The 20,896-nt window shown below is 70.6% G+C and carries 27 protein-coding genes; 17 read left to right on the top strand and 10 right to left on the bottom strand.

All coding sequences use genetic code 11. The features are described 5' to 3' along the window. Positions 1 to 108: 108 nt before the first annotated feature. The 3 genes from VFO26_RS04100 to VFO26_RS04090 form a co-directional block, all read right to left on the bottom strand. A complete protein-coding gene (locus tag VFO26_RS04100) occupies positions 109 to 1,242 on the bottom strand; it encodes an acyl-CoA dehydrogenase family protein (protein WP_325113613.1) in 1,134 nt (377 codons plus the stop codon). 108 nt (positions 1,243 to 1,350) lie between these two features. Continuing rightward, on the bottom strand, positions 1,351 to 2,148 hold the full coding sequence (locus VFO26_RS04095) for an ABC transporter permease (RefSeq protein ID WP_325113612.1): 798 nt from the start codon (positions 2,146 to 2,148) through the stop codon (positions 1,351 to 1,353). Continuing rightward, the gene (locus tag VFO26_RS04090; protein WP_325113611.1) at positions 2,145 to 3,137 is read right to left on the bottom strand and encodes an ATP-binding cassette domain-containing protein; all 993 of its coding nucleotides are present in this window, start codon (positions 3,135 to 3,137) and stop codon (positions 2,145 to 2,147) included. Before VFO26_RS04090 ends, VFO26_RS04095 begins: the two co-directional genes overlap by 4 nt. Positions 3,138 to 3,258: 121 nt before the next feature. Between VFO26_RS04090 and VFO26_RS04085 the strand changes: the two genes are divergently transcribed. From VFO26_RS04085 to VFO26_RS04065, 5 genes are all read left to right on the top strand, one after another. Then, positions 3,259 to 4,443 carry an MFS transporter gene (locus VFO26_RS04085; RefSeq protein WP_325113610.1) on the top strand — a complete coding sequence of 395 codons (1,185 nt, stop codon included), beginning with the start codon at positions 3,259 to 3,261 and terminating at the stop codon, positions 4,441 to 4,443. Between the two features lie 39 nt (positions 4,444 to 4,482). Further along, positions 4,483 to 4,785, top strand: a complete 303-nt coding sequence (locus VFO26_RS04080; protein ID WP_325113609.1) for an SCP2 sterol-binding domain-containing protein — start codon at positions 4,483 to 4,485, stop codon at positions 4,783 to 4,785. Positions 4,786 to 5,134: 349 nt separating this feature from the next. Beyond that, positions 5,135 to 5,509: a phage holin family protein gene (locus VFO26_RS04075; protein WP_325113608.1), complete on the top strand. Its 375-nt coding sequence runs from the start codon at positions 5,135 to 5,137 to the stop codon at positions 5,507 to 5,509. Between the two features lie 54 nt (positions 5,510 to 5,563). After that, on the top strand, positions 5,564 to 6,814 hold the full coding sequence (locus VFO26_RS04070) for a hypothetical protein (RefSeq protein ID WP_325113607.1): 1,251 nt from the start codon (positions 5,564 to 5,566) through the stop codon (positions 6,812 to 6,814). A gap of 42 nt (positions 6,815 to 6,856) precedes the next feature. Beyond that, entirely contained in the window at positions 6,857 to 7,243 is a 387-nt protein-coding gene (locus tag VFO26_RS04065) for a phage holin family protein (RefSeq protein ID WP_325113606.1), read from the top strand. Here VFO26_RS04065 and VFO26_RS04060 read toward each other — a convergent pair. Beyond that, a complete protein-coding gene (locus VFO26_RS04060) occupies positions 7,240 to 8,004 on the bottom strand; it encodes an enoyl-CoA hydratase-related protein (RefSeq protein WP_325113605.1) in 765 nt (254 codons plus the stop codon). The genes VFO26_RS04065 and VFO26_RS04060 overlap by 4 nt on opposite strands. Positions 8,005 to 8,029: 25 nt before the next feature. Here VFO26_RS04060 and VFO26_RS04055 point away from each other — a divergent pair, with 25 nt between their 5' ends. From VFO26_RS04055 to VFO26_RS04045, 3 genes are read left to right on the top strand one after another with little or no spacing between them, the layout of a single operon-like run. Beyond that, positions 8,030 to 8,488 (top strand): YdeI/OmpD-associated family protein, encoded by a 459-nt coding sequence (locus VFO26_RS04055; protein ID WP_325113604.1) that lies wholly within the window; start codon positions 8,030 to 8,032, stop codon positions 8,486 to 8,488. Further along, a complete protein-coding gene (locus VFO26_RS04050) occupies positions 8,485 to 9,360 on the top strand; it encodes a dihydrodipicolinate synthase family protein (protein ID WP_325113603.1) in 876 nt (291 codons plus the stop codon). Before VFO26_RS04055 ends, VFO26_RS04050 begins: the two co-directional genes overlap by 4 nt. Then, positions 9,357 to 10,295, top strand: a complete 939-nt coding sequence (locus VFO26_RS04045; RefSeq protein ID WP_325113602.1) for a proline dehydrogenase family protein — start codon at positions 9,357 to 9,359, stop codon at positions 10,293 to 10,295. The genes VFO26_RS04050 and VFO26_RS04045 overlap by 4 nt, the downstream gene beginning before the upstream one ends. A 9-nt stretch (positions 10,296 to 10,304) precedes the next feature. Here VFO26_RS04045 and VFO26_RS04040 read toward each other — a convergent pair whose 3' ends face one another. Together VFO26_RS04040 and VFO26_RS04035 are read right to left on the bottom strand one after the other, a co-directional pair. Next, positions 10,305 to 10,550, bottom strand: a complete 246-nt coding sequence (locus tag VFO26_RS04040; RefSeq protein ID WP_325113601.1) for a hypothetical protein — start codon at positions 10,548 to 10,550, stop codon at positions 10,305 to 10,307. Next, positions 10,547 to 10,906: a cupin domain-containing protein gene (locus VFO26_RS04035; protein ID WP_325113600.1), complete on the bottom strand. Its 360-nt coding sequence runs from the start codon at positions 10,904 to 10,906 to the stop codon at positions 10,547 to 10,549. The genes VFO26_RS04040 and VFO26_RS04035 overlap by 4 nt, the downstream gene beginning before the upstream one ends. Before the next feature lie 74 nt (positions 10,907 to 10,980). On the opposite strand from VFO26_RS04035, the gene VFO26_RS04030 reads away from it, so the two are divergent. Continuing rightward, on the top strand, positions 10,981 to 11,328 hold the full coding sequence (locus VFO26_RS04030) for a cupin domain-containing protein (RefSeq protein WP_325113599.1): 348 nt from the start codon (positions 10,981 to 10,983) through the stop codon (positions 11,326 to 11,328). A gap of 207 nt (positions 11,329 to 11,535) precedes the next feature. Then, positions 11,536 to 13,668 (top strand): thiamine pyrophosphate-dependent enzyme, encoded by a 2,133-nt coding sequence (locus VFO26_RS04025; protein ID WP_325113598.1) that lies wholly within the window; start codon positions 11,536 to 11,538, stop codon positions 13,666 to 13,668. Positions 13,669 to 13,690: 22 nt separating this feature from the next. Here VFO26_RS04025 and VFO26_RS04020 read toward each other — a convergent pair whose 3' ends face one another. After that, entirely contained in the window at positions 13,691 to 13,828 is a 138-nt protein-coding gene (locus VFO26_RS04020) for a hypothetical protein (RefSeq protein WP_325113597.1), read from the bottom strand. Here VFO26_RS04020 and VFO26_RS04015 point away from each other — a divergent pair. From VFO26_RS04015 to VFO26_RS04005, 3 genes are all read left to right on the top strand, one after another. After that, positions 13,827 to 13,988, top strand: a complete 162-nt coding sequence (locus VFO26_RS04015) for a hypothetical protein (protein WP_325113596.1) — start codon at positions 13,827 to 13,829, stop codon at positions 13,986 to 13,988. The two genes, VFO26_RS04020 and VFO26_RS04015, sit on opposite strands and share 2 nt — an antisense overlap. Beyond that, positions 13,985 to 14,659, top strand: coding sequence for a DUF6766 family protein (locus tag VFO26_RS04010; protein ID WP_325113595.1), 675 nt, complete (start codon positions 13,985 to 13,987; stop codon positions 14,657 to 14,659). The genes VFO26_RS04015 and VFO26_RS04010 overlap by 4 nt, the downstream gene beginning before the upstream one ends. Positions 14,660 to 14,733: 74 nt before the next feature. Then, a complete protein-coding gene (locus tag VFO26_RS04005) occupies positions 14,734 to 15,246 on the top strand; it encodes a ferritin-like domain-containing protein (RefSeq protein WP_325113594.1) in 513 nt (170 codons plus the stop codon). 15 nt (positions 15,247 to 15,261) lie between these two features. Here VFO26_RS04005 and VFO26_RS04000 read toward each other — a convergent pair whose 3' ends face one another. Continuing rightward, positions 15,262 to 16,449: a hypothetical protein gene (locus VFO26_RS04000; RefSeq protein ID WP_325113593.1), complete on the bottom strand. Its 1,188-nt coding sequence runs from the start codon at positions 16,447 to 16,449 to the stop codon at positions 15,262 to 15,264. A gap of 127 nt (positions 16,450 to 16,576) precedes the next feature. On the opposite strand from VFO26_RS04000, the gene VFO26_RS03995 reads away from it, so the two are divergent. After that, a complete protein-coding gene (locus VFO26_RS03995; protein WP_325113592.1) occupies positions 16,577 to 17,296 on the top strand; it encodes a hypothetical protein in 720 nt (239 codons plus the stop codon). Between the two features lie 131 nt (positions 17,297 to 17,427). Here the strand turns inward: VFO26_RS03995 and VFO26_RS03990 are convergent, their stop codons facing one another. After that, on the bottom strand, positions 17,428 to 17,712 hold the full coding sequence (locus VFO26_RS03990; protein ID WP_325113591.1) for a hypothetical protein: 285 nt from the start codon (positions 17,710 to 17,712) through the stop codon (positions 17,428 to 17,430). 299 nt (positions 17,713 to 18,011) lie between these two features. On the opposite strand from VFO26_RS03990, the gene VFO26_RS03985 reads away from it, so the two are divergent. After that, complete coding sequence (locus VFO26_RS03985; protein WP_325113590.1) at positions 18,012 to 19,058, top strand: HAD family hydrolase; 1,047 nt, start codon at positions 18,012 to 18,014, stop codon at positions 19,056 to 19,058. Between the two features lie 122 nt (positions 19,059 to 19,180). On the opposite strand, the gene VFO26_RS03980 is transcribed toward VFO26_RS03985, so the two are convergent. Continuing rightward, positions 19,181 to 19,966 carry a hypothetical protein gene (locus VFO26_RS03980; protein ID WP_325113589.1) on the bottom strand — a complete coding sequence of 262 codons (786 nt, stop codon included), beginning with the start codon at positions 19,964 to 19,966 and terminating at the stop codon, positions 19,181 to 19,183. Positions 19,967 to 20,193: 227 nt separating this feature from the next. Between VFO26_RS03980 and VFO26_RS03975 the strand changes: the two genes are divergently transcribed. Together VFO26_RS03975 and VFO26_RS03970 are read left to right on the top strand one after the other, a co-directional pair. Further along, positions 20,194 to 20,520, top strand: coding sequence for a hypothetical protein (locus VFO26_RS03975; protein ID WP_325113588.1), 327 nt, complete (start codon positions 20,194 to 20,196; stop codon positions 20,518 to 20,520). Between the two features lie 82 nt (positions 20,521 to 20,602). Next, the gene (locus VFO26_RS03970) at positions 20,603 to 20,884 is read left to right on the top strand and encodes a hypothetical protein (protein ID WP_325113587.1); all 282 of its coding nucleotides are present in this window, start codon (positions 20,603 to 20,605) and stop codon (positions 20,882 to 20,884) included. Positions 20,885 to 20,896: the final 12 nt, after the last annotated feature.

Here is a 20,896-nt window from a genome sequence, read left to right as displayed (position 1 = left end):
GACGCTCGGTTCGACGCCGAAGCACGTTCCGGTGCCCCGCGTTTTGCGCGGCGTCGTCGCGATGCTTCGCCGGGGACAGGCCCTACGGGGGCCGTCCCCTGTTGGGCCCTAGAGGCCCAACAGCCTCGCGATCACGAGCCGCTGGACCTCGTTCGTGCCCTCGCCGATCTCGAGGATCTTCTGGTCACGGTAGAGGCGTGAGATGGGGAACTCGTCCATGAACCCGTAGCCGCCGTGGATCTGCAAGGCGTGGTTGACCACGCGGTGCGAGAGCTCTCCCGTGTAGAGCTTCGCCATCGCCGCCTCGAGCGCGAAGGGGCGACCCGTGTCCTTGAGCCAGGCGGCCTTGTAGACGAGCTGGCGACCCGCCTCGATCTCGACCGCCATGTCCGCGAGCTTGAAGGCGACCGCCTGGAACTTCGCGATCGGCTTGCCGAACTGCTGCCGCTCCTGCGCATAGGCGTAGGCGAGGTCGTAGGCCCCTTGCGCGAGCCCGACGCCCATCGCCGCGACCGAGATCCGCCCGCCGTCGAGGATCTCGAGGAACTGCGCGAAGCCCTTCCCGCGCGGGCCGAGCAGGTTTCCCTCCGGGACGCTGCAGTCCGCGAACGTCAGCTCTCGCGTGTCGGACGCCTTCCAGCCGAGCTTGTGCAGGGGCTCGGAGATCGCGTAGCCGGGTGTCCCGTTCTCCACGACGAGGTTCGAGATCTCGTCCTCGCCGGTGCGCGCGGTGATCGTCACGCCCCACGTGAGTTCGGTGCCGGCATTCGTGATGAACATCTTCGAGCCGTTCACGACCCACGAGCCGTCCCGAAGGGCCGCGGTCGTGCGGGTGGCCCCTGCGTCCGAGCCGGCGTCGGGCTCGGTGAGGCCGAACGCGGCGAGCTTGCGGCCGGAGGCCAGGTCGGGAAGCCAGCGCTCCTTCTGCTCGTCGCTCCCGAACAGGAAGATCGGCATCGTCCCGAGCGAGGTGTGCGCTGCGACGGTGATCGCGACGGAAGAGTCGACGCGCGTCAGCTCCTCGACCGCGATCGCATAGGAGACCGTGTCGCCGCCCGCGCCGCCGTAGTGCTCGGGGATCGGCACCCCCATCAGCCCGAGCTCGGCCATCTCGCGGGCGAGCTCGACGGGGAAGCGCGCCTCGCGGTCGAGCTCTTCGGCCACCGGTGCGACCCGCTCGCGCGCGAAGGCGCGAACGGTGTCCCGGATCAGCTCCTGGTCGGGGGTGAGATCGAGGTCCACGCGGCGGGCATGCTAGTCGTGGCGCACGCGCTCGTCCCGCCAACGGCTCACGCAGGCGTCTGGCGGCACCGCTCGTGTCGAGTCGACACAGGCGTCGTCGGCCGCCCGTCAGCGGTCGATCGAGCGGTAGCGCCGCACCGCGAGAGGCGCGAAGACGACGAGCAGGCCCGCCGTCCAGAGCACGGACAGGAGGAGCGCGTGCTCCCCGGGGAACGAGTCCGACGGGAACGGGTTCGGGTTCCCGAACAGCTCGCGGGTGGCCGCGACGAGCGCGCTGATGGGGTTCCACTCGGCGATCGGCTGCAGTACGCCGGGGAGGGTCTCCGTCGGCACGAAGGCGTTCGAGAGGAAGGTCAGCGGGAAGATCACGAGGAACCCGAGCTGCTGCGCGACCTCGACGGTCTTCACCATCAGGCCGAGCAGGACGCCGATCCACGCCATCGCGAACGTGAAGGCGAGCATCAGGGCGATCGCGACGAGGAACTCGCCGACGGAGGAGTGCACCCCCCAGCCGACGACGAGGCCCGAGAGCATCAGCACCACGAGGATCCCCGCGTTGTAGACGACGTCCGCGCTCGTCCGGCCGCTCAGGACCGCAGACCGGGCCATCGGCAGCGAGCGGAACCGGTCGATGAGGCCCTTGTTCATGTCGTCGGCCATCCCGATCGCGGTCGTGATGGACGCGAACGCGAGGGTCTGGATGTAGATCCCGGGCATCAGGTACTCCCGGTAGCTGCCGCCGCCGGGGAGCGGGATCGCGCCGCCGAACACGAACGCGAACAGCAGCACGAACATGATCGACTGGAGGATCGCGAAGATCGCGAGCTCGGGGATGCGCGGAACCCGCTTGAGGTTCCGCCAGGCCACGATCCGGCCGTCGGCGACCGCCTGCGCCATCGAGCTCATGCCGCGCGCTCCTCGCCGAAGGACTCCTTCTCCTGCTCGTCCTCCTCCTCGGCGGCGTGCCCGGTGAGTGTGAGAAACACGTCGTCCAGGGTCGGCCTGCGCAGGCCGACGTCGTCGACCTCGATCGAGGCCTCGCCGAGACGGCGGACGACGTCGACGAGCTGCTGCGCGCCGCCGCCGGCGGCGATCGTGAGCCGTCGGGTGTGCTCGTCGAAAGAGCTGCCTCCGTTGGGCGCGAGGAGCTGGATCGCAAGAGGGATCTCGGCGCGCTGCCGCACGATGACCTCGATCCGCTCGCCGCCGACCCGTGTCTTGAGCTCGTCTGCCGTGCCCCGGGCGATGATCAGCCCGTGGTCGACGACGGCGATCTCGTGCGCGAGCTCGTCGGCCTCCTCGAGGTACTGCGTCGTGAGGAGGAGCGTCGTCCCCTCGCGGACCTGCTCGCGGATCACCTCCCACATCCCCAGGCGGCTGCGCGGATCGAGCCCGGTGGTCGGCTCGTCGAGGAACAGGAGTCTGGGACGACCGACGAGAGCTCCGGCGAGGTCGAGGCGCCGGCGCATGCCGCCGGAATACGTCTTCGCCACCCGGTCGGCCGCGTCGCCGAGCCCGAACTGCTCGAGGAGCTCGTCGGCACGGCGACGCGCCTCGGCGCTCGGGAGCTGATAGAGCCGGCCGAACATCCACAGGTTCTCGCGCCCGGTCAGGTTCTCGTCGACCGCTGCGTACTGGCCGGAGAGGCCGATCAGCTTGCGCACGGACTGCGCATCGCGCAGCACGTCCAGGCCGCCGACCGCCGCGCGGCCGGCGTCGGGGCGGAGCAGCGTCGCGAGGATCCGCACCGTCGTCGTCTTGCCCGCGCCGTTCGGGCCGAGCAGGCCGAGGACGGTGCCTTCCTCGACCGCGAGGTCGACGCCGTCCAGGGCGCGCACCTCGCTCCCGCGCGAGCGGTAGACCTTGACGAGCCCCTCTGCCTCGATTGCGGCCAAGGCCTGAAACGTAGACGTCGCGGACGGGTCGGCAGGGTGTGGGAGACCGTACAATCGCCCGCGCTCGGAGGAGCCGGGCGTACGCGACGCGCGACGTCCCGGGACGAGTAGCCTCGGGGGCATGCGCGAGGAGCTCGACCGGAAGGTGATGGCGGCGCTCTCGGGCGGCCATCTCGCAGTCGACTTCGCGTCGGGCGCCGTGCCGGCGCTGCTGCCGTTCCTCGTGCTCGAGTTCGACCTGAGCTACACGGCGACCGCGGCGCTGATGCTTGCGGTCCTGGTCTCGTCGTCGGTCGTCCAGCCCCTCTTCGGCCTCTGGTCCGACCGGCGCGGCGCGATGTGGCTCCTGCCGGGAGGCGTGGCCCTCGCAGGTGTCGGCACGGGGCTCGCGGCGGCGGCGCCGAGCTATGCGCTCGTCCTGCTGCTCGTCTTCGTCGCCGGGATCGGCATCGCGGCGTACCACCCGGAGGGCGCGAAGTTCGCCGCGTACGCCAGCGGCCGGAAGCGCGCGAGCGGGATGTCCTACTTCAACATCGGAGGCAACACCGGGTACGCGCTCGGTCCGATCGTCGTCACGCCTCTCGTGATCTGGCTGGGGCTCGAGGGAGGGCTCGTCGCGATGCTGCCCGTGCTCGTCGTGGCGGGCATCCTGTTCCGCGTGCTGCCCTCGCTCGGCCGCGTGGCTCCCGAGCGTTCCTCGCGCCGGGCAAGCCACGGCGACGACGACCTCCGGGCGATGTCGCTGCTCGCGGTCGTGATCGCCTTCCGGAGCGTCGCGTGGTTCGGCCTCCTGACCTTCGTCCCGCTGTGGGTCGTGGAGAACGGAGGAACCGAGGGAGAGGGAAACCGCACGCTCGCGCTGATGCTCGTCGCGGGGGCGGTCGGCACGCTCGTGCTCGGCCCCGTCGCCGACCGGCTCGGGCTGCGCCGGACACTGCTCGTGACCCAGGCTGCGCTTCCGGTCCTGATCGTCCTGTTCGTGGCGATGGGCGGCGTGGTGGGCACCCTCGCGCTGATGCTGGTCGGCCTGTGCGTGGTCGGGACCTTCGGCGTCACGATCGTGCTGAGCCAGCTCTACCTGCCGCGGCACGTGGGCGTCGCCAGCGGGCTCTCGGTCGGGCTGGCGATGGGGCTCGGCGGGATCGCCGCGGTCGCTCTCGGCGCGGTCGCGGACGCCGTCGATCTCGAGACCGCGCTCTACGTCGCCGCGGCCGCGCCCGTCGTCGGCTGCGTCGTCTGCCTGCTGCTCCCGCCGCCCGTGGGCCTGGCGCGCCCACACGAGGTCGCGCCCGCGGCGATCGTCTAGGCTTGCCCGATTGAACCGTCAGTCAACGAGGAGACGAGCATGACCGTACAGGAGTTCTTCGCCCAGCTGCCGGGGCGCGCCGACCCCGCCAAGACCGCCGGCATGAGCAACACGTACGTGTTCGACGTCGAGGGCGTCGGCCAGTGGACGGTCGCCGTCGAAGACGGCACGGTCGACGTCACCGAGGGCGCGGGCGAGGCCGACTGCACGATCTCCGCGAGCGAGGAGACCCTCCTCAAGATCGCGAAGGGCGAGGCGAACGCCACCACCGCCTACATGGCCGGGAAGCTGAAGATCTCCGGCGACATGGGCGCCGCGCTCAAGCTGCAGAAGCTGTTCTGAACTTGTTCGCAAGGCGGATTCCGCAGGAGCGGAATCCGCCGCTCGGATCCCCGCCTGCGGCCGGGCAGATCCCTGAAGGCGGCCGCTTCGCGGCCGCAACTGCCGCGTAGCGGCCTTGCGGTCGTCTGCGAGCGATACGGCCGTGGCGGCATACTCCGCCGACTTGCCCGCGAAGCAGGAATCCGCCGAGCGGATTCCCGCCGCTCGGATCCCCGCCCTGCGGGCGGGGGCAGATCCCTGAAGGCGGCCGCTTCGCGGCCGCAACTGCCGCGTGGTCTACGACCGTTGCCGAGCCCCGCCGATCAGCTGGCGTCTCGCCTCCTCCGTCACCCGGTATAGGCTCCCGCGCGTGACCTGGGTCGTCGCCGCCGCCGTCCAGTGGGGAATCAACGTCCTCGCCCTGATCGTCGCCGACTGGGCGTTCGACGGTCTCGCGATCGAGCGCTGGGGGCCGATCCTGTTGGCCGGTGCCGTCCTCGGGCTGGCGAACGCCTTCCTCAAGCCACTCGTGACGTTCATCGCGCTCCCGCTGATCCTGCTCACGTTCGGGATCGCGTACTTCTTCGTCGGCGTCGTGATGCTGCTCTTCACCGAGTGGGTCGTGCCGGACTTCTCGATCGACGGGTTCTGGACGTACGTCGGCGCGACCATCGTGATCGCGGTCGTCAACTGGCTCGCGTCGCGTCTCGTCTGGTCCTTCACGGACGAGCCCCGGTTCTCGTAAGGATGCTCTGAAGACACGGGTCGGGCTCGCCTGCCGAGGGTAGGGTCGCTCGCAGTGACCCGTGTGCTCCTCCTCACGTGCTCTGCCGTGGCAGCGGCCCTCGTGCTCGCGGCGGGGGCGCCGGCGGCGCCGGGACTGAAGGTCGGCGTCACGGACGACGCATGGCTCGAGTTCGGGCCGGGGGCGCTGGAGGACCGTGTCGCAAGCCTTCGTGACCTCGGCGTCCAGGCGGTGCGTGTGACCCTCGACTGGCGCGAGATCGAGCCCGAGAGGGGAGTCCTCGACTGGGCTCGTGACGGCGAGTTGCTGGAGGCGCTCAGAAACGAGGGGATCACTCCCGTGGTCGCGATCTGGGGCACGCCCGCATGGGCCAACGGAGGAGCGGCCGCAAACGTCCCGCCCCGTTCGGCCGCGACGTTTGCCAGGTTCGCACGCGCCGCAGCCGAGCGGTTCCCCTGGGTCCGCCGGTGGATCGTGTGGAACGAGCCCAATCAGCGGCGCTGGCTGCAGCCGCCGTCGCCGGTCCTCTACGTCACACGGCTCCTCAACCCGGCCGCGGCGGCGATCAAGTCGGTGATCCCGAGGGCGTCGATCGCCGGCGGCGCGACCGCGCCGCGCGGCAGCACCGGCGGGACGTCTCCGGTCGACTTCATCCGGGGCATGGGTCGCGCCGGCGCGCGACTCGACGCGTACGCGCACCACCCGCACCCGCTCTCGCCCGCCGAGACGCCCTTCACCGGGGGCTGCGCCGGGTGCACGACGATCTCGATGGCGACGCTGGAGCGGCTTCTCAGGGAGACCCGTGCGGCGTTCGGCTCGCGCACGCGGATCTGGCTGACCGAGCTCGGCTACCAGACGAACCCTCCCGACCGCATCCTCGGGGTGTCGTGGGCCAGGCAGGCGCGCTCCGTCGCCGAGGCGCAACGGCGCGCATACTCCGCGAGCCGCGTCGATCTCCTCATCCAGTACCTCGTGCGGGACGAGCCGTCCCTCGGTGCCTGGCAGAGCGGACTGGAGACGGTGTCGGGCCGCCGAAAGCCGGCCTCCGTCTCCTTCTCCCTGCCGCTCGTCCAGGTCTCCCGCCGCGGCCAGGCGACCATGGTGTGGGGCCAGGTCAGACAGGGGTCGGGTCGCCGGCCGTACGTCCTCCAGCGACGGGTCGAGGGGGCGTGGAAGAGCATCGGGCCTGCCCGCACGACCCCCGGCGGGTTCTTCACGCGCACCGTCCGCGCCGACAGGGGAACGCAGCTGCGGCTCTTCGATCCGGGCGAGATGCGCGCGAGCCCGACCCTTGTCGTGACCTGAGGCCGTCGGCAAGACCTGACGTCGATCTGTAGGGTCGCGCTCGTGATCCGCCTGCTCGTACGCACAGCGATCGCGGTGGGCGCAAACGCAATCGGGCTCCTCGTCGCAGCGGCCGTCCTCGACGGCTTCGAGATCAACGCGGTCTCGTTCTTCGCCGCCGTCGGCATCTTCACGATCGTCATGGCCCTGCTGCAGCCCTTCCTCGCAGTTCAGCTCAGGCTGCTGGGACCGGCGGCGTTGGGCGGCGTCGCGCTCGTGGCGACACTCGCCTCCCTGATCATCACGGACTTGCTCTCCGACGGCTTCTCGGTCAGCGGCGTCGGAACCTGGATCGCAGCGGCGGTGGTCGTCTGGCTCGCAGCTCTCGTCGCGACGATCGTGCTCCCGTACCTCGGCCTCAAGAAGTTCCTCCAGGAACGCGCGGCTTAGAACTCGGCGTCGTCGGGCTCGGGTGCCCAGGAGGGACGGCGACGCTCGAGGAACCCGCGCAGCCCCTCCTGCCCCTCGTCGCTCGTCCGCCGCTCCGCAATCCTGCGCGCCGTCTCGGGGCCGTCGGGCCGGTCGAGGACGAGCCGCTTCGCGTGCCGGGCGGCGCGCGGCCCCGCCGTCCTGAGCTCGGAGAGCACTCTCTCCAACCCGCCGGCGAGGTCGTCCATGACCTCGTGGACGAGCCCGATCCGCAGGGCGGTCGCGGCGTCGAAGCGCTCCCCCGTGACGAAGTAGCGCCTTGCGGCGCTTTCGCCGATCTTCCGGAGAGCGAACGGCGAGATGACCGCCGGGATGATCCCGAGCTTCACCTCCGAGAAGGCGAACACCGCGCGCGACTCGGCGAGCACGATGTCGCTGCACGCGACCAGGCCGATGCCGCCCCCCAGCGCGTGGCCCTGGACGAGCGCGACCACGGGCGTGGGGCACGCATCGACGGCCTCGAACATGCGGCGCATCGCGTTCGCATCCGCGACGTTCGCCTCGAGCCCGAGGTCGGCCGACGCGCGCATCCAATCGACGTCGGCGCCCGCGCAGAAGCTCGGCCCGTCCCCGGCCAGCACCACCGCCCGGGCGACGCCGACGTCGACGAAAGCCTCGGACAGCTCGGTGATGAGAGCGGCGTCGAACGCGTTGCGCGTCTCCGGCCGGGCGAGGGTGACGCGGAGGACGTCTCCGTCTCGCTCGATGCGGAGCGCGCCCACGACGCACAGCCTAAGGTGTCGCCCGATGGGAGCGAGGCGCTTCACGGTGCAGCTGGAGCGGGTGCAGAAGACCGCCACGATGTTCCGTGTGCCGTTCGACCTCGAGGAGGCCTTCGGCCGCGCCCGGCCGCCGGTCAAGGTCACGATCCGCGGTCACACGTGGCGCACCACGCCAGGCGTGTACGACGGCGTCGGCCACATCGTGGTGAACCGCGCCGTGAAGGCGGCGACCGGTGTCGACGCGCCCGACCGCGTGCGGGTGGCGATGGAGCTCGACGACGAGCCCCGCACCGTGCAGGTCCCGGCCGATCTACGCGCAGCGCTCAGGGAGGACCCGGCGGCGAAGGAAGCGTTCTCGAAGCTCTCGTACAGCCACAGGCGTGAGTACGTCCAGTGGATCGAGGAGGCGAAGCGATCAGCGACCCGCAAGCGAAGGATCGCATCGACGGTCGTGCGCGTGCACGAGGGGCGGCCGCTGCGTTGACGGCGCGTCTGCAAGGGGCGGTCGCGGCCGCCTCGACACCGCTGCGTGACCACGGGACACGGCTCGACGAGGCCGCCTTCGCGCCGTACGCGGACTTCCTCGCCGGTGCCGGGCTGGACGGCGTGCTCGCGTTCGGGACGAACGGCGAGGCCGTCCTCCTCTCCGTCGACGAGCGCCGACGCGGGCTCGAGCTGTGGCTCGAGGCTCTCGGTGGCCGCCTCCTCGTGGCCGCCCACTGCGGCGCCCAGACGACGGCGGACACGGTCGCCCTCGCCGCACACGCGGCGGAGTCGGGCGCCGACGCGGTCGCGGTGATCGGCCCCCCGTACTTCAGGCTCGACCCTGCGGCGCAGAGGGCCCATCTGCTGGCCGCTGCGGCCGCCTGCGCGCCTCTGCCCTTCTACGTCTACGAGTTCGCCGCCACGGCGGGATACGCGTTCGACCCGGCGATGCTCGCGCGCCTACGGGAGGAGGCGGAGAACGTCACGGGCATGAAGGTCTCCGACTCGCCCTGGGATGCGTTCGAGCGGTACCTGCTCGACGGCTTCGACATCTTCGTCGGCCCCGAGGCGCTCATTCACCGCGGTCGCGAGGCAGGCGCCGTCGGGGCCGTCTCCGCGCTCGCGTCCGCCTTCCCGGAGGAGGTCGCGGCGGTCGTGCGAGAGCCCACCGAGGACGGGGCGGCCCGGCTCGGGGAGCTCCGGTCGCGGATCGAGTCGTTCCCGCGCCACGCTGCGCTGAAGCGCGTCGTGGGCTGGAAAGGCGTCCCGCTCCGGCCGGACGTGAGAGCTCCGCTCCGCGATCTCGATGCGCGCGAGGTGGCCGCCCTGGAGAGATGGCTCGCGCAGGAGGTCGGGGTGCGCGCCGCGTGAGCGCCGCCTCCCGGGCGAACGGGGCGCTGCGCGGGGTGATCCTCCGCGCCGCCGACGACAGGCACGTCAAGCGGTTCATGCGCCGCTACGGGATGCGTCTCGGCGCGGCTCGCTTCGTCGCCGGCGAGAGGCTCGACGAGTGCGTCGTTGTCCTCAGGCGGCTCGCTGCGCAGGGCCTGCAGGCGAACACGACGCTGCTCGGTGAGAGCGTGCGCGACCGAGGAGAAGCCGAGGCCGTGGCGGACGAGTACGGCCGGATCCTCGGGCGGCTCCACGCCGAGCGGCTGCCGGTCAACGTCGCGCTCAAGCTCACGCACCTCGGGCTGGAGCTCGACGAGGAGCTCGCGTACACGAACGTCGAGCGAGTCGTCCGGGTCGCCGAACGGCTCCAGAGCTTCGTGCGGATCGACATGGAGCAGTCGAGCGTCGTCGACGCGACCCTCCGCATCTACCGCCGGCTGCGCGACGCGGGGCACGTCCGCGTCGGCACGGTGCTGCAGTCCTACCTCTATCGCAGCCAGGGCGACCTCGAGTCGCTCCTTCCGCTCCAGCCGAACCTCCGCTTCGTCAAGGGCGCCTACCTCGAGCCGCCGGAGATCGCCCATGCCGCCAAGCCCGACGTCGACGCGGCGTTCGTCCGGCTCGTGGAGACCGCGCTGCGGGGTGGGGCGTATGCCGCGGTCGCGACCCACGACGAGCGCCTTCTCGACCACTGCATCGACTTCGCGGAGCGAGAGGGCATCGCGCGTGACCGCTTCGAGCTGCAGATGCTCTACGGCGTGCGACCGGCGCTCCAGCTCGAGCTGGTCCGGCGCGGCCACACGGTCCGCGTGGCCACGCCCTACGGCCCGGAGTGGTACCCGTACCTGATGCGGCGCCTGGCCGAGCGGCCCGCCAACCTCGCCTTCCTCGCGCGGAACCTCGTTCGCCGCTGAGAGAGGCGCTCAGAGCGTGTCGAACTCCTCGTACAGGTCGGGATCCCGCCCGATCAGCTCGCGGAGGTGCTCGAGCTGGGCGGGAGGCGGCTCCTCCTCGTCGGCGACGAGGAGCACCCCCACACGCTCCGCGGCCTCGTTCACGAGCAGGATGCTCGGCGGCGGAAGCGGCTCGAGCTGCTCGAGGCGCTCCTGCAGTTCGACGAAGGACGGGCTTGCCTCGTCCAGCCGCCAGAGGACGATCCGGACGATCATTCGTCGGGTGGGGCCCGGGGCTGGTACACGTCGCCGGGGACGCCGCCGATCACGAGGAACGACATCCCGTCCGGGCCCGCCGTGGGGCGTCGCCTCGACTCCGGCGGCACGAGGACGTAGCGCCCGGGCTTCATCTCGACGACCTCGCCGTCCACCTCGAGGGTCCCGCCGCCGACGAGCGTGACGTACACCTCCTCCTGGCGCGACACTACCTCGTCGTGCTCCGAGCCCACCCTGCCCGGCGGGAAGTCGATCTGCGCGAAGCCGAAGGCCGTCGCGCCGAGATGGTGGCGAACGAACTTGAACGTCCCCCAGACGTAGGGGATGTCGGCGACGTCGACGACGGTATGGCCCAATTCGGGCTCCTCTTCCGCAGGTTCCTGCCCTCGCGAGCTTACGAGACGGCGGCCGTGCGTCGTAGACTGCTCGCGTGGACGTCCGTCGCTGGTCAGACGAGCCCGTCGAGCAGCTGAGCCCGCTCATCGGGCGCGCGGTGCTGAACGGGGACGAGATGACCCTCGCGCGGATCATCCTCGGCGCCGGCGCGGTCGTCCCCGAGCACGCGCACCCGAACGAGCAGATCGCGACGGTTCTCTCCGGGAGGCTCCGATTCCATCTGGGCGGCGAGGAGCGGGAGGTCGGGCCGGGGGAGAGCGTGCTCATCGCGGGCGGCATACCGCATCGCGTCGACGCGCTCGAGGACTCCGTGGTGCTCGACGTGTTCGCACCGCGCCGCGAGGACTGGATCCGCGGCGACGACGCGTACCTTCGGGGGTAGTGACGCGTACCCACGGGTAGCCATGACGAGGGACGCGGCCTGGCGACCACGCCCCTCGCATGGGGGACCGATCGGGTCGCCGGCGCTGCGGCCCGCGCGACGACCATCTCGATCGGCCTGCACAGAGGATCGTCACCGCGTCGTGCTCGCCGCATCCCCCGTGTGGTGGTTCATGTGAACGGTTCACCCGGTAGCGTCAACCGGCCGATGAGCGCCGATCTCGACCCACTCGAGCAGCACCTGGTCGAGCGGTTGCGCTCGCTGGAGCGCTCCTCGGCGGGCGAGGCGCCGCCTGCGGCGGCCGACGTCGCGTGGCGCGCCCAGGTGGAGAGCCGCGCAATCGACCACGCCGCACGCTGGCTGCAGGCGCAGAAGCTCGGCTTCTACACGATCGGCTCCGCGGGGCACGAGTCGAACGCCCTCGTCGCACTCGCGACCCGACCGACCGATCCGGCGCTCCTCCACTACCGCTCGGGGGGCTTCTACCTCGCCCGGGCGGGTCAGGTGGGCCACGACGGCGTCTGGGACGTCCTCCTCGGCATGGCCGCGGCCGCCGACGAGCCGATCGCGGGCGGACGGCACAAGGTGTTCGGCAACCGCGACCTCGCCGTCATCCCGCAGACGTCCACGATCGCGTCACACCTGCCCCGCGCGGTCGGCATCGCCTTCGCGATCGAGCGGGCAGGAGAGCTCGACCTCGAATCCGAGTGGCCGCGCGACGCGGTCGTCGTGTGCTCGTTCGGCGACGCCTCCCTCAATCACGCGACGGCACAGTCAGCGCTCAACGCCGCGGCCCACTTCGCTTACCGCGGAGAGCCGCTGCCGCTGCTTTTCGTGTGCGAGGACAACGGGCTCGGGATCAGCGTGCCGACCCCGGAGGGATGGGTCGAGCAGTCGCTGCACGGACGGCCTGAGCTGGCCGTCGAACGGGCGGACGGTCACGATCCGGCACAGGCGTTCGAGACGGCGAAGGAGCTCGCCTCGTGGGTGCGCGAGCATCGCCATCCCGCCGTGCTCCACCTGCGAACCGTGCGCTACCTGAGCCACGCGGGCGCAGACCTGGAGACCGCCTACCGACCGGCACCGGAGATCCGCGCCGACCTCGAGCGTGACCCGGTGCTGGCGACGGGCCGCTGGCTCGCGGCGTCGGGAGCGCGCGCCGGCGAGGAGTTGGCGGACGAGTATCTCGAGGCGCGCACGCGCATTCGCGACCGCGCTCTCGAGGCAACGACGCGTCCTCAGCTCGCGACGGCCGAGGAGGTCATGCGGCCGCTCGCCCCTCGCGACCCCGCCGCGGTGGAGTCGCTGGCGGAGACGGGAGGGGTGACCGAGGAGCGCCTCACGTTGGCCCAGTCGATCGACGCGGCGCTCGCCGACGCGCTCACCAGGCACCCGGAGGCGCTCGTGTTCGGCGAGGACGTCGGGCTCAAGGGCGGCGTCTACGGCGTCACGCGGGGGTTGCAGGGTCGCTTCGGCGAGCGGCGCGTGTTCGACACGCTGCTCGACGAGACGACCATCCTCGGGCTCGCACTCGGTACGGCGATCTCCGGGCTCGTCCCGATTCCCGAAATCCAGTACCTCGCGTACCTCCACAACGCCGAGGACCAGCTCCGGGGCGAGGCGGCCACTCTCCAGTTCTTCTCACAGGGGGCGTACCGGAACGGGATGGTCGTGCGGATCCAGGGCTACGGCTACCAGAAGGGCTTCGGCGGTCACTTCCACAACGACAACGGCGTCGGCGTGCTCCGGGACATCCCGGGGCTCGTGATCGCCTCGCCGGCCCGCCCCGGGGACGCCGCGGCGATGCTCCGTACGTGCGTCGCGGCCGCAAAGGCGGACGGGAGCGTCTGCGTGTTCCTCGAGCCGATCGCGCTCTACCACACCAGAGACCTGTACGAGGAGGGCGACGAGCTCTGGCTCGGGTCCCCCGCTGCCGAGCACGTGCCGGTCGGCGCCGCATACACGCACCGCGGCGGCACAGACCTGACGATCGTGACCTGGGGCAACGGGCTGTACCTGTCGCTCCGCACCGCGAGGCGCCTGCGCGAGCATGGGGTCGGAGTCAGCATCGTCGACCTGCGGTGGCTCGCGCCGCTCCCGCTGGAGGAGGTCCTCCGCGAGGCCTCCGTCACCGGAATGACGCTCGTCGTCGACGAGACGCGCCGCACCGGCGGCGTGGGGGAGGGGGTCGTCGCCGAGCTGCTCGACGCGGGCTACGACGGCAGGCTCGCGCGCGTGTCGAGCAAGGACTCCTTCGTCCCGCTCGGCGACGCCGCCCGGCTCGTGCTCCTCACCGAGGACGAGGTCGAGGCGGCCGCGCTCAGGCTCGTCGCCGGCTAGCGGCTCTTCAGCGCCGCCGCGGTCACCGCGGCCGAGGGAGGTCGCTTTCGCGCCGCCGCTGGTCGCGGCCGTCCTCGCGGGCGGCCCAGAGCAAGAGGCCGATCCAGACGACGACGCCCATCAGGCTGAGAAAGGCCGAGACGACGAGAACCTCGCGCATGGAACGAGTATTCCACCGCGCGCCATCGCCAAACGCCGGCGTTTCTGCGCGGGCGGCCACGGGAATCACCGATGCCGTGGCAGTCGTCTTCGCGACCTACTGCGCGATCATCGTCGCCGGCCTTCTCGCGGCGCTCGGCGTCGCGATCACGGCTGCATGACGAGGCATCTCAAGGAGAACGGCCTCTCCGTCTTCTTCCTGTCGATCTTCCTGGCGGCGATCGTCGCGCAGTCGTTCGCCGGCCAGCACGCGTACAACGCCGAGCAGGTCGAGCACGGCGAGTCGGCGGTCTCCTGGTGGGGATACGTCCGCTCCGCGAGCTTCTGGGGCGCGGTGATGGAGAACTGGCAGTCCGAGTTCCTCCAGTTCGCCCTCTTCATCGGCGTCACGGTGTGGCTCGTGCAGAGGGGCTCGAACGAGTCGAAGAAGCTGGAGGACGTCGGGCTCGAGACCGACGAGGAGCAGCGCGTGGGGCGCCACGCGGGCCACGACTCACCGCTCTGGGCCAGAGTCGGCGGGCTGCGGACGCGCGTGTACGAGAACTCGCTCCTGCTCGTCATGGCCGCGATCTTCCTGCTGACGTGGCTCTCCCAGTCGCTGAACAACTGGCGCATGTTCAATGCCGAGCAGATCGAGCACGAAGAGCAGACGGTCTCGTGGGGCCGCTACCTGATCGACCCTGACTTCTGGGAGCGCACCCTGCAGAACTGGCAGTCGGAGTTCCTCGCGGTCGGCACGATGGCGGTGTTCACGATCTACCTCCGACAGCGCGGCTCGCCCGAGTCGAAGCCGGTCGGGGCGCCGCACGACGAGACCGCGAGCTCCGGGTAGCGGGTCCGGCGCTGACGTGTTTTCGCGTCCACCTCGCCGGGTAGACGCGCCCGACACGACGAGGAGGACGACCGATGACGACGGTGACCGAGCAGCTCGTCAAGCACATCGACGAGGCGTACGCGATGGAGCAGAACGTCCTGCGGATGCTCGACAGGATGATCGAGACGAGCGAGGACCCCGCGATGAAGCAGCACCTCCAGCAGCACAAGCACGAGACGGAGCAGCAGGCCGTGCGCCTGAAGACCCGGCTCGAGGCACACGACGCGTCGCCGTCGATGGTGAAGGAGGCGACCGGAATCGTCGGCGCGCTGATGAAGGGCGTGCTCGACATGGCGAGGGGCGAGAAGGCGGGGAGGAACGCGAGAGACGGGTTTGCCACCGAGCACATGGAGATCGCGAGCTACGAGCTCCTGGAGCGGGTCGCGAGGCGTGCCGGCGACGAGGAGACGGCGCAGGTCGCACGGGTGAATCGCCTGGAGGAAGAGGCGATGGCCGAGAAGATCGCCCAGAGCTGGGACAAGGCCGCCGAGCTCTCCCTTCGGGAGGCCGGGGTCGAGGGGACCGCGCCCGCGACCAGCAGCTAGCGCGCGTCGCGACGTTCACACACCGGACGACGTCGGAGCGCCTCCCCCTCCGGCCTCGAGCAGGTCGCCGACGCGGACCTGTTCGGTCAGCAGGCGGCGGAAGCGCTCCGGCTCGCCGGCCACGTACGCGCGAGAAAGCTCGAGTCCGGCCTTGTAGGTGAGGATGTAGCTCCGCGACGTCGGCTCCTGGAGGAAGCGGATCACATGCGCTGCGAGCTCCGGGGTCATCAGCCCCCAGCGCTCGAGATACGCCTGCACCTCCCTCTCGCGCGCCCCGTCCTCGTGCAGCATGAGTGCCGCGTTGACATCCGCCCACCCGCACGGCTCGAGGGCTCGCCCGACGGCGAGAGCGTGGGCGAGATCGAGATCGATGCCGGCATCGTGGACGACCGCGGCGAGCGCCGCCCCGCTGTCGGCCTCGAGCAGCATCTCGGGCGCGAGCTTTGCGATTCCCTCCGAGACGAGTGACTGCGGCGTGGGCACCAGCACCAGCGTCTCCTCGAGCAGCCCGCGATCGCGCACGAGCACGCGCTCCTTGCAGCAGCGCTCCGCGTGGTGGCCGGGGTACGTCTCGTGCAGCGTGAGGACGAGCAGCTCGATCGCCGACATCGGCAGGGTGACGTTGACTTCGATCCGGCTTCGGAGGTCGCCGAGGTAGCTGCAGAATGCCAGCCAGGGCTCGTCGCGCACGATCTCCAGGTCGACTCCCTCGCCGTCCGGCAGGCCGACGAGCCTGCGCGTCCAGACGCGGGCCTCCTCGATGACCGCGGCGATCGTACGCTCGATCTGCTCCGTGGGGACGCGGATCGACTGCTCCCAGCGCGCGTGGCGCTCGCCCAGCGGCCCATCGCCCGGGAGCAGCGCCTCGAGCTGCTCGTGCGCGGCGGTGAAGACGTCTTCGTGGGTGAAGACCGGCCGGATGCCGTAGCAGCCCTCGACCTCGTCGGCGTACGAGCCGGGCTCGCCGGCCAGGACGCCGGCGTAGGTGCGCAGGCCGACGACCTGGTCGCGTAGCCAGCCTTCCTCGAGCTCGTCGAGCAGGGCTTCTGCGGAGGAGACGAGCTCCCGCGGCTCGGCCGCCGGCTCCGCCTCGACGGCCGCGGCCAGCTCCGGAGGGCCGAAGTAGGCGTCGACGATCCCGTCGACGTGACGACCGAGCTGCAGCCCCAGCCGGAGGTAGCGCTCCACGACGGCCCCGTCCACGCCGGCGAGCCTATCGCCGTGCTTCCAGGCGCACGGCGTACGGCAATTGCCGAAGGGAGGTTCGGGGCTCTCTACGGATGTGTGAGGGCGTCAGTGCCGTCAGGCTGGAGGGGAAGGAGGTACGACCATGAGCACCCATGCAGCCGGGCCGCGTGCGCAAGGGCATGCTGACACCGGGCTCGCGGCGTCGGTCCATTGGACCTGGCTCGCAGGCGGGTTCGTTGTGGCATTCGCCGTGCCCTTTCTGCTCGCGGATGTCCTCGACATCAACCGCGACGTGTTCTACGGGCTGTACGCGCTGTCGGTGATCGGCCTGTTCGCGGTCTGGTCGCGATCGACCGGTTACGACCTGGTCGCAGCATGCAGGCGCCGCTGGCCTCTCGCTCTCACGCTCGGCCTCGCGTTCGCGGGGCTCCTTGCGCTGATGGTGGTTCGAACCGAGGATGCGACCGCCCGCCCGGAGGGCGTCGACCTCGTCGCCGCTGTCGCATGGCGCGGGGTCGTCTACGGCGTGACCGACGGGCTTCTCCTGTCGGTGTTCCCGATCCTCGTCGTGTTCGCCGCACTGGCGGGAACGCGGCTCGATCGCAGCCTCGTGGGGAAACTCGCGATCGCAGCGGTTGCGCTGGTGGCCTCCGTCGGGATGACCGCCGTGTACCACGCGGGCTACAGCGACTTCCGCTCGGACAAGATCACGAAGCCGATCACCGGTGACCTGGTGTGGGGCGTCCCGACGCTCGTGACGCTCAACCCGATCGGAGCACCGCTTGCGCACGCCGGAATGCACACGTCGGCCGTGCTGCACAGCTACGAGACCGACACGTTCCTTCCGCCCCACGACACGTAGATCGGTCGTCAGGGAGCTCCCGGCCGTGCAATCACCCGTCTACCGAGACGAACAGACGTGACCACCACGGGCCCCCTCGTCCGTTCGAGGCACCGGGAGCCCCTCCGTCAGGTGACGTCGAAGAACAGATCTCACATGGTCATCCGGATCGGCACCTCGTACTTGGCGACCGACGTGCGGCGGCCCGGAGTGTCGCCGGCAGGCATCGCGTTCAGTACCTCGTCGCCCTGGCGGTAGTCGTCCTCGGTGTCGAAGAACACGATCGCGACGGACTTCTCGGCCTCCGCGTCGTGCAGCACGATGATCTCCTTCGCCGGTAGGCCCTCGGGCGGATCTCCCTCCTGCATCTCGCGGCGCATCTCCTCGATGCGGTCCTTGCCGACGCCTTCGAACGTCACGACGCGTGCGTATGCCATAGCGGTAAGCCTCCTTGCGATCGACGACGCGACTCGTTCGCGCCGCATGCACGGACATTCTCCAGGATCGGCGCCCGACGTCGAGCAGCGTGCAGCCCGCCAGCCACAGCGACCCGTCCGCCGGGACCCCGTCGGGACCTGTGTCGAACCGACGGCGGGCGCGGCGTTCGGCCGGTTTCGAACCCGACCGCGCCCGAGGCACGGATCCCACAGGCACGCGAGACGTGGAGCGGGTACGGCGTCGTGCCCGGAAGCGCTCGTGTCACGGAAGCGCGTGACACCGATGGCACGATCGGTACTTGCCCGACGATCGAGTCGACCTCGAGTCCCTCATCGGAGCCTGGCGAGCGGCGTTCGAGGCCGCATCGGGAGCGCTGCAGGCTGCGCGCCACGACCTCCCGGGACGGGAGCTCTCCGAGCGGCTCCAATGCCTCAGCGACGAGCGTTCCGCGACGGTGCGCGTGTTGAGCGGCTTCGCCCGTGACAGACATGCGAGGTCCTCCCTCGTTCGCCTGGTCGCCTCACCTCGGGAGGCCAAGCGACTTCTCGGATTGCCGGCCGACGTAGCGGCGTGCGTGTTCAACGTCGACGGCGTCCTGGTGGCGAGCGCAGCGATCCACGCCGATGCTTGGAAGGAGACGTTCGACGAGTTCATCTCCGGCCGCTCCGATCGGACGGGCGGCTCCTGGGCGTTCTTCAGTCGACGCGCCGACTACCCGACGCTGATCCACGGCAGGTCACGGGTGGACGCCGTACGCGGGTTTCTCGCCAGCCGAGGGATCAGCCTGCCCGAAGGTCGTTCCGACGACCCACCCGGCAGCGAGACGGTGCTCGGTTTGGCCAACCGGAAGAACCTCGCGCTGCTGAGGCTTCTCCGTCGGCAGGGCGTCGGCATGTACGCCGGGGCACGTCTCTACCTCCAGCTGGCGCAGGACGCTGGCGTGCGCTGTGCCGTTGTGTCCGGAAGCACGCACACCGAGGCCCTGCTCGCGCGCGTGCGTCTGGCGACGCTGATCGAGGATTGCGTCGACGGCAGGACGATGGTCGCCGAGGGGTTGCACAGGAAGCCGGCGCCCGACATGTTGCTCGCCGCGTGCCGCCATCTGAACGTCGCACCCGACCACACGGCGGTGTTCGAGACCACTCCGGACGGCGTGACCGCCGGGCGCGTCGGCGGCTTCGGGCTCGTCGTCGCCGTGGAGCAGGATGGCAACGCGGCAGCGCTGCGCGCTCGCGGCGCCGATCTCGTCGTCGCCGACCTCGGCGAGATCCTCGAAGCCGGGCTCACGGGACCCGGATCCGGCGACCACCGGGGCGACTCGTTCCCCTGGCAGCGGCGCGGGTAGCGATGTAGGAATGCAGCCGACGAAGGGCAACGGGCGCCCCTGAGGACGCCCGCTTCGCCGCTTTCGTCACGACCTGACCGGCGTTCGTGATCGCGGAATCGGTCAGTCGATTGCCCAACCGCTCACTCCGTGGCGACCGGCCGGGCGTCGTTGACCCGTCGAATGACGATGGTCAGTCTGTACTCCGGCCCGGTGGCAGTGAATGGACCGACCCCGCAGACGTGGCCCGGAGGCTGGTGCCCGCACGGCCCGCCGAGGGTGAACCCGGTCACGTAGGCGTCGCCCACGCGTCGAAGCCGACTCGCGAGCTCGCCGGCGCTGTACGTCGGCTCGGCTCGCCCGATGAGGTCGTCGGCCGGGTCGCGAACCGGTGGGGAGTAGGTGTTGAAACAGGAGGGGAAGAACGGGTTGCAGCCATCGTCTTCGAAGAGCTCGAGCCGCAATCCGATCGGCGCCGGCACCCCGCGCGGGTCACAGTCCCAGCGAGTGCCGTCCGGAGCGATCAGCCAGCCCCGATCCGCGCTCCCCGAGAGGACTCGCTGTCGAGTCAGACAGCGTTCCTGGCTCCCGAACGCACGGCTGTTGCCGGAGTCGACATCGCCCTGCTTCACAGTCCTGACGCTGTAACCACCAGTCGAGCGGAAGAGCCCGAACACCTCGTCCGATCCGCTCCAGTCGGCGCCGGACTCGTCGAGCGCCTTGAACGAGACGAGCTCGACGGTGTAGCGCGGCTCCCCGATCGTCTGCCCAGGTCCCGGCGGCAGCATCGGCCCGACCGCCTTGACGCGAAGGCGTGAAGCCTCGCCGCTCTCCCTGACAGGCGTGAGGGCCCCCGCCGGAACCGCCATCACCGACAACGCCGCGGCTACCACTGCCACGATCACCAGCACGGCCCATCTCGTCGGCATCTCGCCCCTCCCTGTGTAAGCCGCCATTTCGAACCCCCTTCCTCGGCGACCGCCCTTGTGACGGCCGACTCGCCGACAAGGGTCGCTCCCGGCTCTCAACGGCCCCTCATGGAGCGCTCAATCACCTCAGCGCTCCGCCGCGGACAGCCCGCGCGTGGGCGGGCGGTGCGAAAGGGCGTGCCGCGAGCAGGAATAGCATGGTCTGCATCCCAACCAGGAGGACCGAGATGGCCGTGGCGTTCATCCAGGAGTTCCCGATCACCGATCGCAGCACCTCGAACTACGACGCCGTGAACGACCGCCTGACCGAGAACCAGCCTGCGCCCGAAGGGCTGCTGATCCACTTCGCCGGATTCGACGACGAGGCTGGTGTGTTTCGCATCGTCAACGTCTGGGAGACGCAGGAGCAGGGGCAGAGCTACCTCGACAACCACGTCATGCCGGCGGTTCACGAAGTGCTCGGTGACCCGCCCGCTGGGACACCTCCCACGCGCCAGGGCTCGTACGAGCTCCACCACGTCGCCGGCGTCAAGTCCAGTGAGACGAGGCGCTAGGGGGGCCTCTTCCGGGACGCCTCGGAGATTTCGACTCCGGCCTCACGGCTGGTGTCGACCTTTCCCGTTCCGGGCGCAAGCGATGATCGGCGCGCTCCTCGAGTGGCCAGGGGCATCGACCGTCGTCGTCCGCCACCCGCTCGCGCGCAAGCCGCATGCTCGACAGGACGATCGACGAGCCCGCCGAAACTGGTGTACGGCGTCCCCGTTGTGGGCCGCCGAGGGCGCGACTGTGGGGAGCACGAAGCTGACAGGAACCCAGGAGAGCGACCCGTCGACGATGCTCGGTCTCGTCGTTCTCGTCGTCGTGGGCCTGTTGGCCGCGATCGCGGTCGGCGTCGTGCTCGGAGTGGTCGTCGGTTAGACGGCTCGTGCA

The sequence above is a fragment of the Gaiella sp. genome, assembly GCF_035710885.1.
Taxonomy (GTDB): domain Bacteria; phylum Actinomycetota; class Thermoleophilia; order Gaiellales; family Gaiellaceae; genus Gaiella.
This window is presented reverse-complemented; position numbering and strand designations above follow the sequence as displayed.

Bases quoted from the DNA above. Each gene is read 5' to 3' on its own strand.
- VFO26_RS03980 (WP_325113589.1), bottom strand. From the start codon at position 19,966: ATGCCGACGAGATGGGCCGTGCTGGTGATCGTGGCAGTGGTAGCCGCG.
- VFO26_RS04015 (WP_325113596.1), top strand. From the start codon at position 13,827: ATGGAACGAGTATTCCACCGCGCGCCATCGCCAAACGCCGGCGTTTCT.
- VFO26_RS04085 (WP_325113610.1), top strand. From the start codon at position 3,259: ATGCGCGAGGAGCTCGACCGGAAGGTGATGGCGGCGCTCTCGGGCGGC.
- VFO26_RS04025 (WP_325113598.1), top strand. From the start codon at position 11,536: ATGAGCGCCGATCTCGACCCACTCGAGCAGCACCTGGTCGAGCGGTTG.
- VFO26_RS04055 (WP_325113604.1), top strand. From the start codon at position 8,030: ATGGGAGCGAGGCGCTTCACGGTGCAGCTGGAGCGGGTGCAGAAGACC.
- VFO26_RS04010 (WP_325113595.1), top strand. From the start codon at position 13,985: ATGACGAGGCATCTCAAGGAGAACGGCCTCTCCGTCTTCTTCCTGTCG.
- VFO26_RS04005 (WP_325113594.1), top strand. From the start codon at position 14,734: ATGACGACGGTGACCGAGCAGCTCGTCAAGCACATCGACGAGGCGTAC.
- VFO26_RS04080 (WP_325113609.1), top strand. From the start codon at position 4,483: ATGACCGTACAGGAGTTCTTCGCCCAGCTGCCGGGGCGCGCCGACCCC.
- VFO26_RS03970 (WP_325113587.1), top strand. From the start codon at position 20,603: ATGATCGGCGCGCTCCTCGAGTGGCCAGGGGCATCGACCGTCGTCGTC.
- VFO26_RS04020 (WP_325113597.1), bottom strand. From the start codon at position 13,828: ATGCGCGAGGTTCTCGTCGTCTCGGCCTTTCTCAGCCTGATGGGCGTC.
- VFO26_RS04095 (WP_325113612.1), bottom strand. From the start codon at position 2,148: ATGAGCTCGATGGCGCAGGCGGTCGCCGACGGCCGGATCGTGGCCTGG.
- VFO26_RS03995 (WP_325113592.1), top strand. From the start codon at position 16,577: ATGAGCACCCATGCAGCCGGGCCGCGTGCGCAAGGGCATGCTGACACC.
- VFO26_RS03990 (WP_325113591.1), bottom strand. From the start codon at position 17,712: ATGGCATACGCACGCGTCGTGACGTTCGAAGGCGTCGGCAAGGACCGC.
- VFO26_RS04040 (WP_325113601.1), bottom strand. From the start codon at position 10,550: ATGATCGTCCGGATCGTCCTCTGGCGGCTGGACGAGGCAAGCCCGTCC.
- VFO26_RS03975 (WP_325113588.1), top strand. From the start codon at position 20,194: ATGGCCGTGGCGTTCATCCAGGAGTTCCCGATCACCGATCGCAGCACC.